At 70.3% G+C, this 17571-nt stretch carries 16 protein-coding genes and 1 pseudogene; 12 read left to right on the top strand and 5 right to left on the bottom strand.

The annotated features are described in order from the left end of the window. The first annotated feature begins 61 nt into the window (after positions 1–61). From ACFU3E_RS32935 to ACFU3E_RS32915, 5 genes are all read left to right on the top strand, one after another. The gene (locus ACFU3E_RS32935; RefSeq protein WP_384166661.1) at positions 62–1093 is read left to right on the top strand and encodes an ABC transporter permease; all 1032 of its coding nucleotides are present in this window, start codon (positions 62–64) and stop codon (positions 1091–1093) included. A 79-nt stretch (positions 1094–1172) separates the two neighbouring features. After that, positions 1173–2849, top strand: coding sequence for an ABC transporter substrate-binding protein (locus ACFU3E_RS32930; protein ID WP_384166658.1), 1677 nt, complete (start codon positions 1173–1175; stop codon positions 2847–2849). A 77-nt stretch (positions 2850–2926) separates the two neighbouring features. Next, positions 2927–3919, top strand: coding sequence for an ABC transporter permease (locus ACFU3E_RS32925; RefSeq protein ID WP_384166655.1), 993 nt, complete (start codon positions 2927–2929; stop codon positions 3917–3919). A gap of 26 nt (positions 3920–3945) precedes the next feature. Next, positions 3946–5046, top strand: coding sequence for an ABC transporter ATP-binding protein (locus tag ACFU3E_RS32920; RefSeq protein ID WP_384166652.1), 1101 nt, complete (start codon positions 3946–3948; stop codon positions 5044–5046). Positions 5047–5072: 26 nt separating this feature from the next. Beyond that, positions 5073–6158: an ABC transporter ATP-binding protein gene (locus ACFU3E_RS32915; RefSeq protein WP_384166649.1), complete on the top strand. Its 1086-nt coding sequence runs from the start codon at positions 5073–5075 to the stop codon at positions 6156–6158. Positions 6159–6383: 225 nt separating this feature from the next. Here the strand turns inward: ACFU3E_RS32915 and ACFU3E_RS32910 are convergent, their stop codons facing one another. Beyond that, positions 6384–7739, bottom strand: coding sequence for a dipeptidase (locus tag ACFU3E_RS32910; RefSeq protein ID WP_384166646.1), 1356 nt, complete (start codon positions 7737–7739; stop codon positions 6384–6386). Between the two features lie 394 nt (positions 7740–8133). Between ACFU3E_RS32910 and ACFU3E_RS32905 the strand changes: the two genes are divergently transcribed. Then, a complete protein-coding gene (locus tag ACFU3E_RS32905) occupies positions 8134–9375 on the top strand; it encodes a geranylgeranyl reductase family protein (RefSeq protein WP_384166643.1) in 1242 nt (413 codons plus the stop codon). On the opposite strand, the gene ACFU3E_RS32900 is transcribed toward ACFU3E_RS32905, so the two are convergent. Continuing rightward, the gene (locus ACFU3E_RS32900) at positions 9359–9808 is read right to left on the bottom strand and encodes a nitroreductase family deazaflavin-dependent oxidoreductase (protein WP_384166640.1); all 450 of its coding nucleotides are present in this window, start codon (positions 9806–9808) and stop codon (positions 9359–9361) included. The genes ACFU3E_RS32905 and ACFU3E_RS32900 overlap by 17 nt on opposite strands. A gap of 170 nt (positions 9809–9978) precedes the next feature. Here ACFU3E_RS32900 and ACFU3E_RS32895 point away from each other — a divergent pair, with 170 nt between their 5' ends. Both ACFU3E_RS32895 and ACFU3E_RS32890 read left to right on the top strand, forming a co-directional pair. Then, on the top strand, positions 9979–10671 hold the full coding sequence (locus tag ACFU3E_RS32895) for a TetR/AcrR family transcriptional regulator (RefSeq protein WP_384166637.1): 693 nt from the start codon (positions 9979–9981) through the stop codon (positions 10669–10671). A gap of 63 nt (positions 10672–10734) precedes the next feature. Further along, a pseudogene (locus ACFU3E_RS32890) lies at positions 10735–11037 on the top strand (DNA-binding response regulator); the annotation flags it as partial. Here the strand turns inward: ACFU3E_RS32890 and ACFU3E_RS32885 are convergent. Continuing rightward, entirely contained in the window at positions 11007–11282 is a 276-nt protein-coding gene (locus ACFU3E_RS32885; RefSeq protein WP_384166635.1) for a DUF6332 family protein, read from the bottom strand. The pseudogene ACFU3E_RS32890 and the gene ACFU3E_RS32885 overlap by 31 nt on opposite strands. Positions 11283–11401: 119 nt before the next feature. Continuing rightward, positions 11402–12322, bottom strand: a complete 921-nt coding sequence (locus ACFU3E_RS32880) for a class I SAM-dependent methyltransferase (RefSeq protein ID WP_384166633.1) — start codon at positions 12320–12322, stop codon at positions 11402–11404. Between the two features lie 112 nt (positions 12323–12434). Here ACFU3E_RS32880 and ACFU3E_RS32875 point away from each other — a divergent pair, with 112 nt between their 5' ends. The 4 genes from ACFU3E_RS32875 to ACFU3E_RS32860 are packed head-to-tail and all read left to right on the top strand — an operon-like array spanning position 12435 to position 16050. Then, positions 12435–13430, top strand: a complete 996-nt coding sequence (locus tag ACFU3E_RS32875) for a branched-chain amino acid ABC transporter permease (protein ID WP_384166631.1) — start codon at positions 12435–12437, stop codon at positions 13428–13430. A 10-nt stretch (positions 13431–13440) separates the two neighbouring features. Then, entirely contained in the window at positions 13441–14433 is a 993-nt protein-coding gene (locus ACFU3E_RS32870; protein WP_384166629.1) for a branched-chain amino acid ABC transporter permease, read from the top strand. Continuing rightward, positions 14423–15307 carry an ABC transporter ATP-binding protein gene (locus ACFU3E_RS32865; RefSeq protein WP_384166627.1) on the top strand — a complete coding sequence of 295 codons (885 nt, stop codon included), beginning with the start codon at positions 14423–14425 and terminating at the stop codon, positions 15305–15307. The genes ACFU3E_RS32870 and ACFU3E_RS32865 overlap by 11 nt, the downstream gene beginning before the upstream one ends. Before the next feature lie 2 nt (positions 15308–15309). Beyond that, positions 15310–16050 carry an ABC transporter ATP-binding protein gene (locus ACFU3E_RS32860; RefSeq protein WP_384166625.1) on the top strand — a complete coding sequence of 247 codons (741 nt, stop codon included), beginning with the start codon at positions 15310–15312 and terminating at the stop codon, positions 16048–16050. A gap of 22 nt (positions 16051–16072) precedes the next feature. Here the strand turns inward: ACFU3E_RS32860 and ACFU3E_RS32855 are convergent, their stop codons facing one another. Continuing rightward, positions 16073–17320 carry an ABC transporter substrate-binding protein gene (locus tag ACFU3E_RS32855; protein WP_384166623.1) on the bottom strand — a complete coding sequence of 416 codons (1248 nt, stop codon included), beginning with the start codon at positions 17318–17320 and terminating at the stop codon, positions 16073–16075. Positions 17321–17571: the final 251 nt, after the last annotated feature.

Raw genomic sequence — 17571 nt, 5'->3', positions numbered from 1 at the left:
CGGAAGCAACGACCGCCACTCAATTTCCTTGCCCCAGGGGCAGATCCGGGATGTCCGAACGATGACCACGCAACACCAGCCGGTCGACACCGGCGGCGGCACCGCGCTGCTGACCGAGCCGTCGACGCAGGACTCCAGACCCGGCGGCACCGTCGTCGCCGGACGCTCACCGGCCCGGACGGCCTGGCGGCGGATCAGGCGGGACAAGGTCACCACGGCCGCCCTGGCGGCCACCCTCCTGTTCATCGCGATCGCCCTCCTCGCGCCGGTACTCACCGCACTGACCGGCTGGGGACCGATCACCCCCGACAACAAGGCGATCAATCCGGACACGGGCAACGTCCCCTACGGATCACTGGGCGGCATCAGCGCCCAGCACCTCCTCGGCGTCGAACCGGGCACCGGCTACGACCTGTTCGCCCGCATCGTCTACGGCCTGCGCACCTCCCTCTACGTGGGATTCGCCTCGGCCGTACTGTCCACCGCGGTCGGTGTCGTGGCCGGGCTCGCCGCCGGCTACTTCGGCGGCCGGGTCGACTCCCTGCTGTCCCGGATCATGGACGTGATGCTGGCGTTCCCGCAGCTGCTGTTCATCATCGCGCTCACCCCGGTGATCCAGAACGCGTTGCAGACCGACAGCCACGGCGGCACCGACGAGAACCTCCGGCTGCTCGTCCTGGTCCTCAACATCGCGGTCTTCGCCTGGGCGTACACCGCCCGTCTGGTGCGCGGGCAGGTACTGTCCCTGCGCGAGCGGGAGTTCGTCGACGCCGCGCGGCTGATGAGCGCCGGCCGCCGGCACATCCTCTTCCGGCAGCTGCTGCCCAACCTGTGGGCGCCGATCCTGATCTCCTTCGCGCTCGCCGTCCCGCAGAACATCACCACCGAGGCGGCGCTGTCGTACCTGGGCGTCGGTGTCATCCCGCCCAACCCCGACTGGGGAGCCGTGCTGTCGGACGCCTCCCAGTTCTTCCTGCAGGACCCGACGTACCTCTTCGTGCCCGGCGTCCTGCTCCTCCTCCTGGTCCTGGCGCTCAACCTGCTCGGGGACGGCGTCCGGGACGCCCTGGATCCCCGCGCCCGGCGCGGCTGACCCACCAGCCACCCCCCGAGTCTCGGCCGGCGGCCCCACGAACACGCGCCGAGCCCGCAGCAAGAACGGAGTTTCCCCCATGACGCGCAGCACGCGCAGATCGCACACGGTCGCTCTCACGGCAACCGCCGTCGCGATCGCCCTCGGAGCCACCGCATGCGGAGGGTCCTCCGGCAACAGCGCCGGCGGCTCCCCCGGAAAGGGCGGCACCCTGACCGTCCTGAACAAGGCCGACTTCGACCACCTCGACCCCCAGCGCGTCTACACGACCGAGGGCTCGAGCATGGACCAGGAGATCGTCCGGGCCCTCACGGGCTGGGACGAGACAGGCTCGAAGCCGAAGCTGGTCGGCGACCTGGCCACCGGCACCGGCACACCCTCCAAGGGCGCCACCGTCTGGACCTTCCGTCTGCGCCACGGCGTCAAGTACCAGGACGGCACCGAGGTCACCGCACCGGATGTCAAGTACGGCGTCGAGCGGTTCTTCTCCTCCGACATCAACGGCGGCCCGCCCTACGCGGCCCAGTGGCTCGTCGGCGGCGCCGACTACAAGGGCCCGTACCAGGGCAAGGAACTCGACTCCATCCAGACGCCGGACAAGTACACGATCGTCTTCCATCTGAACCAGCCGGTGGCCGACTTCAACGAGACCACCTCGATGACCGGCTGGGCCGCCGTGCCCAAGGCCCGTGACACCGGCTCGACCTACGACACCAAGGTCTGGTCCGACGGCCCCTACATGATCAAGTCGTACACCAAGAACAAGGAACTCGTCCTCACCAGGAATAAGTACTGGTCTCAGTCGACCGACCCGATACGGCAGCAGAACGTCGACGAGATGGACGTCACGTTCGGCCAGGACGAGTCCGCCATCGACCAGCAGATCAAGGCCGACGCCGGGACAGCCCAGACCTCGATCCAGCAGTGGCCCATCGCCGGATCCGACCTGGCACAGCTCGCCAACGACCCGTCCCTGAAGAGCCGCTACTACAAGATCGCCGCGCCCGGCATCAACTACCTCGCGATCAACACCACCCGCGTCAAGGACATCCGCGTCCGCGAGGCGATCGAGTACGCCATCGACAAGACCACCGTCCGCGGCGCCTTCGGCGGCTCCGCGTACGGCGACTACGCCACCACCATGCTGAGCCCCGGCATCGGCGGCTACAAGAAGTTCAACCTGTACGGCTCCAACCCGGCAGGCAACCTCGCCAAGGCGAAGGCGCTGATGAAGCAGGCGGGCAACCCGAAGCCCACCATGTCGATCGCCGTCGAGAACACTCCCACCCAGGAGCACTTCGCCGACGCCGTGAAGACCGCCCTGGAGCACATCGGCATCCGCGTCAACATCTCCCCGATCGACGCGTCGAACTACTTCAGCACCGTCAACAACACGACGAACCAGTACGACCTGACCTGGGGCGACTGGATCGCCGACTGGCCCAACGCCTCCACGGTGCTGCCCACCCTCTTCGACGGCCGGCTGATCAAGAAGAACCCGCAGTCGAACCAGGACCTTTCCTACCTGAACGACCCGAAGGTCAACGCCCTGATCGACAAGGCCGCCAAGATGACCGACGTCGTGCAGCGCAACGCGACCTACGGTCAGCTGGACGAGCAGGTCCTGAAGGACGCCGCCGTGATCCCGCTGACGTACATGAACTTCAGCGACATGTCCGGCTCCAAGGTCGGCGGGGTCATCCCCGACACGATCCTGGCCGAGCCGAGCCTGGTCCACGTCTACATCAAGCACTGACGGAACCGTCTCCACCGAACCCCGCCGGCGGCCTGGCCGCCGGCGGGCATCCCACTCACGTCAGGTCCCGGCACCCCATGTTTCGTTACCTCATCAGACGCCTGCTGGCAGCGGCCGTGATCATGCTGGTGATCACCACGATCACCTTCTTCATCTTCTTCGCGCTGCCGTCCGACCCCGCACTCCTGGCCTGCGGAAAGACCTGCTCGCCCTCGCGCCTCGCGGAGATCAAGCACTCGCTGGGCCTGGACCAGAGCTACCTCACGCAGTACTGGGAGTTCCTCAAGGGGTTGTTCGCCGGCCGTGACTTCGGCGACCAGAGCGTCCGCATCCACTGCGGCGCGCCCTGCCTCGGCGTCTCCTTCCAGACCGACACCCCCGTTCTGACCACCCTCCTGTCGGACTTCCCGGCGGACCTCTCCCTCGGCCTCGGTGCCGCGGTCGCCTTCCTGATCCTGGGCGTGGGCCTCGGCACCGTCGCCGCGGTACGCAGGGGCCGGGCCGCCGACAAGGCGGCGGTCGGAGTGGCCCTGTTCGGCGTGTCGGTGCAGATCTACTTCATCGGCCTGCTCCTGCTCTACCTCTTCGTCGACACGTTCCAGATCCTGCCGACCTCCGGCTACACCTCGATCACCGAGGACCCGGCCGGCTGGTTCAAGGGCCTGATCCTGCCCTGGGCCACCCTGGTCGTCGTCTACCTCGCGATGTACACCCGGCTCACCCGCTCCTCCATGCTGGAGGTCCTCGCCGAGGACTACATGCGCACCGCCCGCGCCAAGGGCCTGCCGGCCGCCACCGTCGTCCTCAAGCACGGACTGCGGGCCGCCATCACCCCGGTCATCACCATCTTCGGCATGGACGTCGGCTCCCTGATCGGCGGCTCCGCGGTCATCACCGAGTCGGTGTTCGGCATCAACGGCATCGGCAAGCTCGCGGTCGACTCCGTCCAGAACTCCGACCTGCCGGTCATCCTCGGCACCACGCTCTTCGCCGCGACGTTCGTCGTCCTGGCCAACGTCGTCGTCGACCTGGTGTACGGCCTCGTCGACCCGCGCGTGCGCCTCGCCTGAGTCCTTCTTCGTCCTTAGGAACACCCGTGTCCGTTCAGACCTCACCGCAGCCCGCGGACGTCACACCCCCGCCCGCACCCTTCCTCGACGTACGCGACCTGAGGGTGCACTTCCCGACCGAGGACGGCCTCGTCAAATCGGTCGACGGCGTCTCCTTCGCCCTGGACAAGGGCCGGACCCTCGGCATCGTCGGCGAGTCCGGCTCCGGCAAGTCGGTGACCTCACTGGCCCTGCTCGGACTGCACAAGGGCACCCGCGCCGAGGTCTCCGGCGAGATCTGGCTGGAGGGCAGGGAACTCGTCGCCCTGCCCGAGGCCGGGATGCGTGCCCTGCGCGGCCGCACGGTCGCCATGATCTTCCAGGACCCGCTGTCCGCGCTGCACCCCTTCTTCACCGTCGGCTCCCAGATCGCCGAGGCCTACCGGGTGCACCACAAGGTCTCCAGGAAGGAGGCGAAGGACCGTGCGGTGGAGATGCTGAAGCGGGTCGGCATCCCGCAGCCCGAGCGCCGCGTCAGGGACTACCCGCACCAGTTCTCCGGCGGCATGCGCCAGCGCGCCATGATCGCCATGTCGCTGGTGTGCGACCCCGCCCTGCTCATCGCCGACGAACCCACCACCGCCCTGGACGTCACCGTCCAGGCGCAGATCCTGGACCTGATCCGCGACCTCCAGGAGGAGTTCGGCTCCGCCGTCGTCCTCATCACGCACGACCTCGGCGTGGTCTCCGACGTCGCCGACGACATCCTGGTGATGTACGGCGGCCGCCGCATCGAGTACGGCACCACCCGCGACGTGCTCAAGCAGCCCCAGCACCCCTACACCTGGGGCCTGTTGCAGTCGATGCCGCACCTCGGCGGCGACGTCGGCGAACGGCTCGACCCCATCCCCGGCACCCCGCCCAGCCTGATCAACCTGCCGGAGGGCTGCTCCTTCCACCCCCGCTGCGCCTACAAGGGCCGGGTCCCGGAGGGCCGTTGCCCGGCGGAGCGGCCCGGACTGCGTCTCGTCCCCGGCAGCGAACGGCACCTCGCCGCGTGCCATCTCAGCGACGACGCCAAGCAGGAGATCCGCGGCGGGGCCGGTCCGGACGACCGCGGCGCCGCAGCCGCACGGGCCGCGCAGTGACGGCGGCGGACGAAAGGGAGCAAGCCGTGAGCACCACCCAGCCCCTCACGGGGCAGAGCACCGACCGCCCTGCCGGCGAGAACCTCCTCGACGTACGCGGTCTGCAGAAGCACTTCCCGATCCGGCAGGGCATCATCTTCCAGCGGCAGATCGGGGCCGTCCGCGCCGTCGACGGCATCGACTTCTCGGTCGGGCCCGGTGAGTCGCTGGGCCTGGTCGGCGAGTCCGGCTGCGGCAAGTCGACCACGGGCCGCCTGATCACCCGGCTGCTCGAACCCACCGGCGGCTCCGTCGTGTTCGACGGCGAGGACATCACGCACCGGTCGCCCGCGCGGATGCGGGAGGCCCGCCGCAACCTCCAGATGATCTTCCAGGACCCGTACGCGTCGCTGAACCCCCGGCACACCGTCGGCACCATCGTCGAGACACCGATGCGGCTCAACGGCATCAACCCGCCCCAGGGCCACAGGAAGCGCGCCCAGGAACTCCTGGAGACCGTCGGGCTCAACCCCGAGCACTACAACCGCTACCCGAACGAGTTCTCCGGCGGCCAGCGCCAGCGCATCGGCATCGCCCGCGCCCTCGCCCTGCGGCCGAAGCTGATCGTGGCCGACGAACCCGTCTCGGCGCTGGACGTCTCCATCCAGGCACAGGTCGTCAACCTGCTCCAGGACCTCCAGCGGGAGTTCGGCATCGCCTTCCTCTTCATCGCCCACGACCTGGCCGTCGTACGGCACTTCTCCGAGCGGGTCGCCGTGATGTACCTGGGCAAGATCGTCGAGGTCGCCGACCGGGAGTCGCTCTACACCCGGCCCCGGCACCCCTACACGCACGCGCTGCTGTCCGCCGTGCCCGAGGCCGACCCGGACGCCGTACAGCGGCCCGAACGCATCCGGCTGGCCGGGGACGTGCCCTCCCCGGTCGACCCGCCCTCCGGCTGCCGCTTCCGCACCCGCTGCTGGAAGGCACAGGAGAAGTGCGCCCTGGAGGAACCGCCCCTGGTGCGCGTCGAGGGCAGCCCCTCGGGTCATCTGACCGCCTGCCACTTCCCCGAGGAGCCGTCCGTCACCGCACGCGAGGAGGACATCGTCCTGGACCCGGCCCTGGACTAGGCGGGGTCGCACGCGGGGGCGCGCCACCCGTGCGCGCGTTCCGCAGCGCGCGGCGCGCTTGCTCCGTCACCGGATCTCCGTGGCCGAAGCAGGCCACGTCCGCGTCCAGTCCGGCCAGGCGCAGGCAGCCCGCGAGGACCTGCGCGCGATCGAGGTTGAACACCCCCGGCATCACCGTGCCGTCGACGGGTGGGGCGGCGACCGTGTCAGCTGTGGGCAGAGCGGTCAGTTCGCCGCGTAGTTCCGCAGGAACAGCGCCTCCGCCACCGACAGCCGCTCCAGCTCCTCGGGGGACACGCTCTCGTTCACGGCGTGGATCTGGGCCTCCGGCTCGCTCAGCCCGATCAGCAGGATCTCCGCACGCGGATAGAGGGCGGCCAGCGTGTTGCACAGCGGGATGGAGCCGCCCTGCCCCGCGTACTGCATCTCCTGCCCCGGGTAGGCCACCGCCATCGCGGCCGCCATCGCCTGGTACGCCGGGCTGGTGGTGTCGGCGCGGAACGGCTGGCCCTCGCCGATCTGCTCGGTGCTCACCCGCGCGCCCCACGGGGTGTGTGCCTCCAGATGCGCCTGGAGCAGCTTGGTCGCCGCGCCCGCGTCCACCCCCGGCGGCACCCGCAGGCTGATCAGCGCTCGGGCGCTCGCCTGCACGGACGGGGTGGCGCCGACCACGGGCGGGCAGTCGATGCCGATCACCGTGACGGCGGGGCGCGCCCAGATACGGTCGGCGACCGTCCCGGACCCGATCAGCTCCACACCGTCCAGCACCTTGGCGTCCTGCCGGAACTGCTCCTGCGCGTACTCCAGTCCCTCCCAGGCCGCGCCCCCGGAGAGCCCCTCGACGGTCGTCGAACCGTCCTCGGCGCGCAGTGAGTCCAGCACGCGGATGAGCGCGGCGAGCGCGTCCGGCGCGGCACCGCCGAACTGGCCCGAGTGCAGGTTGCCCGCGAGCGTGTCGACCCGCAGCCGCACCATCGTCATGCCGCGCAGGGTGGAGGTGACGGTCGGCAGGCCGACCCGGAAGTTGCCGGCGTCGCCGATGACGATCGTGTCCGCCGCCAGCAGGTCCGGGTGCTCCTCCGCGTACCGCTCCAGACCACCCGTGCCCATCTCCTCCGAGCCCTCGGCGATCACCTTCACATGGACGGGGACACCGCCGTTCGCCTTCAGCGCGCGCAGCGCCAGCAGGTGCATGACCAACCCGCCCTTGCAGTCGGCGGCCCCGCGCCCGTACCAGCGCCCGTCCCGCTCGGTCAGCTCGAAGGGCGGGGTCGTCCAGGCGGCCTCGTCCAGCGGCGGCTGCACGTCGTAGTGGGCGTAGAGCAGGACGGTCTTCGCGCCCGCCGGGCCGGGCAGACAGCCGTAGACCGACTGCGTGCCGTCGGGGGTGTCGAGCAGGGCCACGTCCTCGAAACCCTCGGCGGCGAGTGCGTCCGCGACCCAGCGGGCGGCGCCCTCGCTCTCGCTCCTCGGGAACTGGTCGAAGTCAGCCACCGACCGGAAGGCCACCAGTTCGGCGAGCTCCTCCTTCGCCCTGGGCATCAGCGAGGCGACGGTCTCGGCGACCGGATTCGACGACATGGGCACGCTCCTCGTGTGTGCGACGTTGTACGGATGCGTACCTCTCGGTACGCGGTGATCGTGTGGTGTGGACGCGGCCCCGTGCAAGGGGTCCTTTCACTATGAGCGTCCGATCGGGTCGCGTGGTCTGGTGCCGTGCATCGCAGGGCGCCGGAGAGCCGTCGATGGGGGTGCCCCCTGCTCGAGCGAAGGCGAGAGCTCGGGGGAGGAGCCACCAGGGCTCTTCGGCAACGCGGCGAGGCGTGGTGCCAGGCCGCGCGACCCGGGCGGGCATAGTGAAAGGACCCCTGAGGGCCACCCACGTCGCCGATCCTCCCACAGCGGCCTGCGGTGACCGCCGCCGTAGGATGCGGGAGACAGCGGCAGGCGGCTTGATCGGGAGCAGTAGACCATCGTGAGCAGCGAGAACTCTTCGGCGGACGACGTGCGGCACGTGTGGGACGTCGTCGTGGTGGGCGCGGGACCCGCGGGGGCTTCGGCCGCGTACGCGGCGGCGGTGGCCGGCAGACGCGTGCTGTTGCTGGAGAAGGCGGAGCTGCCGCGGTACAAGACGTGCGGCGGCGGCATCATCGGCCCCTCGCGCGACGCCCTGCCGCCCGGTTTCGAGCTGCCGCTCAGGGACCGGGTGCACGCGGTGACGTTCTCCAGCAACGGCCGTTTCACGCGCACGCGCCGCTCCAAGCAGATGCTGTTCGGGCTGATCAACCGGCCCGAGTTCGACCAGCAGCTCGTCGAGCACGCGCAGAAGGCGGGCGCCGAGCTGCGTACGGGCGTCACGGTCCAGCGGGTCGAGCAGCACGGCTCGGCGGTCCCGGACCGGCGCACGGTCGCCGTGGTCCTGCAGGGCGGCGAGGTCCTGCTCGCGCGGGCCGTGGTCGGGGCCGACGGCAGCGCCAGCCGCATAGGGGCGCATGTCGGGGTCAAGGTCGACCAGGTGGACCTCGGCCTGGAGGCGGAGATCCCGGTGCCGGAGACCGTCGCCGAGGACTGGAAGGGCCGGGCGCTCATCGACTGGGGCCCCATGCCGGGCAGTTACGGCTGGGTCTTCCCCAAGGGCGACACCCTGACGGTCGGGGTGATCTCGGCCCGTGGCGAAGGCGCCGCGACGAAGCGGTACTTGGAGGAGTTCATCGGCCGGCTGGGTCTCGCGGGCTTCGAACCCAGCATCTCCTCGGGACACTTGACCCGCTGCCGCGCCGACGACTCGCCGCTCTCGCGCGGACGGGTGCTGGTGTGCGGAGACGCCGCGGGGCTGCTGGAGCCGTGGACCCGTGAGGGCATCTCCTTCGCGCTGCGGTCCGGCAGGCTCGCAGGGGAATGGGCGGTGCGGATCGCCGAGGCGCACGACGCCGTGGACACGCGCCGGCAGGCTCTCAACTACACGTTCGCGGTCAAGGCCGGGCTCGGGGTGGAGATGAGCGTCGGCAAGCGGCTGCTGACGGTGTTCGAGCGCCGTCCCGGGCTGTTCCACGCGGCGCTGACGAGCTTCCGCCCGGCCTGGAAGGCGTTCAAGGAGATCACACAGGGCTCGACATCGCTGGGCGAGATCGTCCGCACGTATCCGGTGGCCCAGCGGGCCCTGACCGCACTGGACCGCCGTCCCGCGACGGGCGGCGAGGTCAGCTCGTCGGAGTGATCTCGAAGACCGGGTGGTCGGGGGCGATGCGGCGCAGCTCGGCGTCCGGGGAGCCGGGGCCGACCCCGTTGAAGAAGACCCCGACCTCCGCCTTCCAGCGCTTGAGGTAGGCCCGCAGGATCGGGGTCTTGTCGTCGTCGCCGACCTCGGTCGCGGTGAAGGTGTCCACGCGCTTGCCGAGGTGCAGTTCGCCGCCGCCCGCCGCGCGCATGTTGTGTGTCCACTGCACGTGGCCGCGGGGCGCGACCAGGTACTGCTTGCCGTCCAGGACCAGCAGGTTGACCGGGGTGGTGCGCCACTGGCCGCTCCTGCGGCCGCGGACGGCGAGGACCCGTGAGCCCCAGACGCTGATGCCGCGGCGGGTCATCCAGGCCACGATGCGGTTGAGGACGTTGACGGTGAACCAGCCGGGCTTCTGGACGTGCGTGGACACGGGGCCCCCTCGGGTGACGGCGAAGAGGCGCTCTCTTCTGTGAGCACTGCTCTCGCTCTCTGACGCCAGTCTGCCCGAGGTCGCCACGCTGATGCAAGAGCACTGCTCTCTTTTTTGTTCAGTGCTCTCGCTTGTGTGCACTGCTCCGCTTTCATGGGAGACTGCCCGGCATGAGCACCGCACACGGCGCCCGTGCCCGGGCCAGGATCGAAGTCACCGAGGCCATCAAGGACGAGGCCCGCAGACAGCTCGCTGCGGAGGGCGCCGCCCGGCTCTCCCTGCGGGCCGTGGCCCGTGAGCTCGGCATGGTCTCCTCCGCGCTGTACCGCTACTTCCCCAGCCGCGACGACCTGCTGACCGCTCTCATCATCGACGCCTACGACTCCCTCGGCGAGAGCGCAGAGGCGGCCCACGAGGCAACGGCCGGCCCTTTCGAGCGCTGGATCACGGTCTGTGAGGCCGTGCGCGGCTGGGCGCTGGACCACCCCCACGAGTACGCGCTGATCTACGGATCGCCCGTCCCCGGATACACGGCCCCCGACGCCACCGTCCCGGCCGCCGCCCGCGTCGGCCTCCTGCTCATCGGCATCGCCCGCGACGCCCACCAGGGCCAGGGGCTTGCCCGGCCCTCGCTGCCGGCCGACCTTCGCCCGGAGGCCGGCCGCATGGCCGCCGACCTCGCCCCCGACCTCCCGCCGGAGGTCGTGACGGCACTCGTCGCGGCCTGGGCGCAGCTGTACGGACTGGTCGGCTTCGAGGTGTTCGGCCAGTTCCACCGGGTGGTGGAGGACCGGGAGAGGTTCTTCCGGCACGCGGCGGGGCGACTGGCCCGCGGCGTGGGGCTGGCGCCCGGGTCCGCGTAGGCCGCCGGTCCGGCGAGGGCGGGCGGCCTACGCGGACCCGGGGAGTACGCGTGACTCCCGGGCGCCGTAGGGGCGCTGGTCGCGGGCGACGCGCTGCTGTCGCCGGGCGTGACACGGCGGCTGATCTCCGGGTTCACCTCCCGGGACAGGGAAGCGGCGGCGGCCGGCACCCCGGGGCGGCTCACCGAGCGGGAGGTGATGGCGCTGGTCGGGATCGGCCTGTCCACCGAGGAGATCGCGCACCGCCCGGTCGTCAGCCCGCCCACCGGGAAGCCTCACGTCAGCCGCACGGTGAGGCCGGGCGCCCGCGAGCGGCCCCAACTGGTCGTGCTCGCCTACGAGTCCGGGCTGGTGCGGCCGGGCTGATCCGCCGAGCGGAACCGGACCAGCACACTGACGACCCGGGCAGCGAAGAGGACGGGCGCGAGCACCACCCCGGTGCGCAGCAGCAGACGCTCCGGTGTGTCCGGGAGGTCGAAGAGCAGCGCGGGGCCGGCCACGGCCCCGAAGACGACCGCCGCGGCGAAGGCCGCACTGCACAGCGCGTACCCGATCTCGACGGTGATCGCGTCCCGTTCGGCCTGCGTGCGCCGTCCCCCGTGACTGGTCATAGGGCGAGTCAAACAGGAGGGCGCCCGGTGGGCAAGCGCGTCCCGCCGGGCGCCCTCGGGAGGCGTTGTCCCCTGCCCTGAGCGTGCGGGTTCCAGCCGTCCGTATGTCCGCAGATCGTCTAGAGGGCAACGCCGGCGGCGCCGGACGCGGGCTTGTCGAGGACGTACGCCGTGTAGCGCGTGACGCGCCCGATGGCCCGATGGGCTCGGACGACGGTGATGACCTCGTCCCAGTCCTGCACGTCGAGCGTTCTGAGACCGGGCCACCGCACGCACAGGGCCTGTCGGCCGGCCCGGGTGGACGCGGCGCCGGCGAACAGGGCACAGAGCCGGGCTGCCCGGTGGAGTACGGGGGTGGTCCAGTCGAGGACCCGGCGCGTGGTGAAGCCGGCGGCGGCAGCCATCAGCGGGTACCGCTCGCACGGTTCGAGGTCGTCGAAGTGCCAGGTCCCGCGTACGAGGCCGTTCGGGTCGAGGGTCCCGATCGGCTGGTCCGTCCGGGACGTGACATCCACGAGGACGAGCCGGCCTCCTGGGCGGAGCAGCCGGAAGCTTTCGCTCAGGAATGACCTACGGCCCTCATGGCCGAAGTGGAAGGCGGCCTCCAGGCAGTGCACGCGGTCGAAGGAACCATCTGTCAGCGGGATCTCCGCTGCCCGCTGCGGCAGAGCCGTGGCGTCGGCGACGGCGAAGCGCGTGCCGGAACCGCCGCCGAAGCGGCGACGTGCCCGGTCGATCTGCGCGGGCTGGACGTCCACCCCCAGCGCCCGGCATCCCGCGGCGCCCAACCGCGCCGTGGTGTCACCACGACCGCATCCGGCATCCAGGACGAGCTGTCCGGGCCGGGCGTCCAGCAACGCCAGCGACCGGCGAGCCAGTCGGCGCTGAAAGGGCACCGGCCCGGCCAGGACCACGAGCGGCAGGGTGGGCAGCGTGAAGTAGCCGATGTCGACCAGGCTGTCCCAGCCGAGGTGCCGCAGCACCCGGAAGAGCACACTGTCGTCGTTGTACGCACTCGCGAGGTCCCCGCTGTCACCCATTCCGCATCCTCCGCTCCGTGGACGCCCATACCGGTCCCACTGCCCGTGTCACCGCCCCGACCTGCGCTTACACTGGGCCCATAAGGGACGTTCGTGACGTACCGGAACCACAGTGCGCTATCAGCGGATGCTCGTGCCGGCCCTCGCCCTGGTCCTCGTGATGGCGCCCGCGATCTCCGCGCGGGCACAGGGCGAGGAAGTCCCGCGCGGCCCCACGTTCACCGCGCGCTCTCTGCAGGCACTGATCGACGGTATCCAGTTCGGGGTGATCATCGCGATCACCTCGGTCGGGCTCTCGCTGATCTTCGGCACCATCCATCTGATCAACTTCGCGCACGGCGAGTTCGTCACGATCGGCGCCACCTTCGCGTTCTTCCTCAACGTCTCCGCCGCCGGTCCGGGCTGGCACCTCATCCCCTCCGCTGTCGCCGCGGTGGTCTTCGGCGCCCTGCTGGGCGCGGCGGTCGATCGCGGCATCTGGCGCCCGCTGCGGGCTCGGGGCACCGGGCTGATCAACATGTTCATCGTCACCATCGGGCTCTCGCTGCTGCTGCGCCACGTCGTACTCGTGCTGTACGGAACCCGGCCCGCCTCCTACGCCCAGTACGACATCCAGAGCACGATCGGCATCGGACCGGCCGGCATCACCCCGCGGGACCTCACCGTCACCCTGCTCGCCGTAGTGGTGCTGCTCGGCATCGCCTTGCTCCTGCAGAAGACGCGGATCGGCACGGCCGTGCGGGCCGTGTCCGCCAACCGTGACCTCGCGGAGGCCTCGGGCATCGACGTGCAGCGGGTGGTGCTGTTCGTGTGGATGCTCGGTGGCGGGCTGGCCGCGCTCGGCGGGGTCTTCTTCGGCCTGGTCGAGATCGTCACCTGGGACATGGGCTTCAAGCTCCTGCTGCTCATGTTCGCCGGGGTCATCCTGGGAGGGCTCGGCTCCGCCTACGGTGCGATGGCCGGCAGCCTCGTCATCGGAATCGTCGCCCAGATGTCCACCCTGTGGTTCCCCGTCGACCTGCAGTACGCCTGGGCGCTGCTCGTCCTCATCCTCGTCCTCCTCGTCCGGCCGCAGGGCATCCTCGGCCGGGCCGAACGCGTCGGGTGAGGGGTGCGCCATGGACTTCTCGGACATCGTCTCCGACGCCCTGCGCTCGGGAATCGGCCCCATCGCCGCCGTCTACGCGCTCGCCGCGATGGGGTTGAACCTGCACTTCGGCTACACGGGACTGCTGAACTTCGGCCAGGTCGGATTCATGCTGGTCGGCGGTTACGGGCTCGCCATCACCGTGTCGACGTACGGCGGCCCGATGTGGCTCGGCGTCCTGGGCGGAATCGCCTGCGCGATCGTGCTGGCCCTGCTCCTCGGCCTGCCCACCCTGCGGCTGCGCGCCGACTACCTCGCGATCACCACGATCGCGGCGGGGGAGACACTGCGGCTGTTCTACCGCTCCAGCTGGGCCGAGCCGGTCACCGGTGGAGTGTTCGGGCTGCAGAGGTTCGCGAACGACTTCTACGCGCTCAGCCCCATCGAGCCCGACACCTACGGTGTGTGGCTCGTGAGGTTCAGTGCCCGCGACCTCTGGGTGATGATCGTCGGGTGGACGCTGGTGCTCGTGGTCGGAAGCCTGCTCGCCCTGCTGATCCACAGCCCCTGGGGCCGTGTCATCCGGTCGATCCGTGATGACGAGGTCGCCGCGCGCAGCCTCGGCAAGAACGTCTACGCGTACAAGATGCAGAGCCTCGTGCTCGGCGGCGTCATCGGGGCGGTCGCGGGCATGATGCAGGCGATCCAGGTGCAGTCCGTGAACCCGGACAGCTACGATCCGGGCGTCACGTTCTTCCTGTACACGCTGCTCGTCCTCGGGGGTGCCGGGCGGATCCTCGGACCGGTCGTCGGCGCGGTCCTGTTCTGGTTCGTCCTCAGCTTCCTCGACAGCGCGCTCCGCCAGGCCATCAACGCGGAGTACATCTCGCCGGACCTCATCAGTACCTCGGAGGTCGGCGCGGTGCGCTTCGCCCTGGTCGGGGTCGCCCTGATCCTGCTGGTCGCGTTCCGGCCGCAGGGCATCCTCGGCAGCCGGAAGGAGATGCTGCTCAGTGGCCGCTGACCCTGTCGGATCCCGCCCGGACCGGCTCTCCGCGATCGATCCCGAGCCGGGGGTGCGCAAGCCCGATCCCCTGCTGGTCCTCGACCAGGTGACCCGTACCTTCGGTGGCCTCGTCGCCGTCCAGGTCGAGCACCTGGAGGTGCAGCGCGGGGTCATCACGGCGCTCATCGGGCCCAACGGCGCAGGCAAGACCACGTTGTTCAACGTGGTGAGCGGGTTCGACCGGGCCGACGGCGGCCGGTGGTCGTTCGACGGACGGCCGCTCACCGGCGCCCCGGCGCACCGGGTGGCGCGGCGCGGATTGGTCCGTACGTTCCAGCTCTCCAGGGTGGTCGCCCGGCTCACGGTGCTGGAGAATCTGCTGCTCGCCGCGCCGGGGCAGCGTGGCGAGCGGGTGCTGCCCGCGCTGTTGCGGCCGCTGTGGCGTGGGCAGGAGCGGGAGTTCGAGCGCCGGGCGGACGAACTGCTGGACCGGTTCCGGCTCGGGCCCCTGCGCGACGACCATGCCGGCACGCTCTCCGGCGGTCAGCGCAAACTGCTGGAACTGGCCCGCGCGCTGATGACCCGGCCGGTCATGCTCCTGCTCGACGAGCCGATGGCCGGGGTGAACCCCGCGCTGACCCAGTCGCTGCTCGGACACATCACGCGGTTGCGGGACGAGGGGCTGACGGTGTGCTTCGTCGAACACGACATGGACGTGGTGATGGGCATCAGCGACTGGGTGGCGGTCATGGCCGACGGCCGCCTGGTGGCAGAGGGCCCACCGCACACGATCGGCCGGAACGCCGCCGTCGTCGACGCCTACCTGGGCAAGCGGCACGACGAGCCGGAGACGACCGAGGAGATGACCGAGGAGAAGGGCGAGGAGGAGTAGCGATGTCCGCTGAGGAACAGGTACCGGTGCTGGCGGCCGACGACGTCGTCGCCGGTTACATCCCCGGTGTCGACGTGCTGCGCGGATGCAGCATCGAGGTGCGGCCGGGCGAGGTGGTCGGCGTGATCGGCCCCAACGGCGCAGGCAAGTCGACGCTGGTCAAGGCCGTCTTCGGGTTGCTGCGGGTGCGCGGCGGGACCGTGCGGCTGCGCGGCGAGGACGTGACCGGCCGGCCCGCGCACGAGCTGGTCCGGCGCGGCGTGGGCTACGTACCGCAGCTGCAGAACGTGTTCCCCACGCTGACCGTCGAGGAGAACCTGCGGATGGGCGTGTATCTGCGGCCCAAGGACCACGCGCGGCGGGTCACGGCGATCGAGGAGCTCTTCCCCGTGCTGGCCGACCGCCGCAGGCAGAAGGCCGGCGCGATGTCCGGCGGCGAACGCCAGATGCTCGCGATGGCCCGCGCCCTGATGATGGAGCCGCAGCTGCTGCTGCTCGACGAGCCGTCGGCCGGCCTGTCACCGCTCCACCAGGACCACGTCTTCGACCGGTGCAGAATGATCAACAGCGCGGGCGTAGCCGTGCTCATGGTCGAGCAGAACGCCCGCAGGTGCCTGCAGCTCTGCGACCGCGGCTACGTCCTCGACCAGGGCCGCAACGCGTACACCGGCACGGGTACGGCCCTGCTGCACGACGAGAAGGTGATCGAGCTCTACCTCGGCACGCTCGCCCGCGTCCGCTGACTCCCGCTGTCGGTCCTCCCGGTCACTCCTCGGCCGTGCTGGTCTCGGTGCGCAGGGTCTGCAGCTTCCCCTCGTCGTCGTAGCCGTACACCTCGATCGTCGCCTGGCCGGGTTCGCCCTTGTCGGTGAAGTCGAGCGGCCCGCTCACACCGTCGTAGTCGATGTCCCTGCCGTCGGCGAGCAGCTCCTTGCAGGCGGCGAAGGAGTTGCACTTCTCGCCGTCCTTGGTGATCCCGTTCATCTCCTTCACGTACTCGCCCGGGTCGTCGGACTCGGCCTTCTCGGCGGCGAGCGCGATCGTCGTCACGCAGTCGAACACCTGCGGTGCGAACTGCAGCTCCTTCAGATCCGGCGCGAACTCCTTCAGCTCCTTCACGTACTGCTCGTTCTCCGCCGAGGCCGGCGCGGTCCCCTTCATCCCGGAGAGCCTCTCCGGCTGGCCCGGGGCGACCAGCGAGGGCAGTTCCTCGCTGCGCAGTCCGTCGGCGCCGTAGACGCCGATCTGGTCGGGCCCGAGGCCGGACTCGATCATGCCCTGCAGGATCTGCGTGCCTTCCTCGAAGGCGATCACCACGGCGGCGTCCGGCCGGGAGTTCTCCACCTGCTGGACGACCTGGTCGAAGTTGGTCGCCTTCGGGTCGTAGGTCTCCGCGAGCGTCACCGTCGCACCGCGCTCCTCCAGCGTGTCGCGGGTGGCCTCCATCAGGCCGCGCCCGTAGTCGTCCGCCCGTGCGACCAGGGCCACCCGGTCGTGGCCGTCGTCGCGGACGACATCCGCCAGGACGGGCCCCTGCAACGCGTCGCTCGGGACGGTACGGAAGTAGTAGCCGTCGTCCTCGTAGTCGGTGAAGGTGGGAGCGGTGTTCGAACCCGAACACTGCACGACGCCCGCCCCGGTCACCCGGTCGATGAACGCCAGCGACATACCGGAAGCCGCGGCGCCCACGATCGCGTCCACGCCTGCCGCGAGGACCCGGTCCGCCGACTGTGCGGCCACGGCCTCCTGGCCCGCCTCGTCACTGGAGACCACAGTCGGCACGGACTTGCCCAGGACCCCGCCGGCGTCGTTGATCTTCTGTATCGCGAACTTCAGCGACTCGATCTGGGGTGGGCCGAGGTAGGCCAGCTGTCCCGTCTCCGGCAGGACGTAGCCGAACTGGAGCTCACCATCGCCCGGCTCGGCCTGGGCAGTGCCCGTCGCACCGCAGACGGCTATCACGAGAGCAGCCGCGCTTGCGAAGACCGCGGACCGCCGTATCGACGCTTTCATCTCCGCCTCCGCTCGTTACAGGCGGCGGTGGTCGACTGGCCGGCCCTCCGCCCGCCATTTGTACACGAGCGTAGAACTCATTCGAGGTCAGGAAAAGTGTAGAATGTACACTTTTTTGGCTGATTGCACTTCTCGCCTCGACCCCGCGTTCCCTCCTCAGGTCACGCAGGGCGTCCGGATCACGTCTGGAAGCCCCCTAGTAGTGCTTGGTCAGGTCGGTTGTGGTGGTGCGTGTCTTCTTGGCTCGGTGT

The organism is Streptomyces sp. NPDC057424 (assembly GCF_042803315.1).
Taxonomy (GTDB): domain Bacteria; phylum Actinomycetota; class Actinomycetes; order Streptomycetales; family Streptomycetaceae; genus Streptomyces.
Note: the sequence above shows the minus strand (reverse complement) of the source record. Positions and strands in the feature narration are given on the sequence as shown.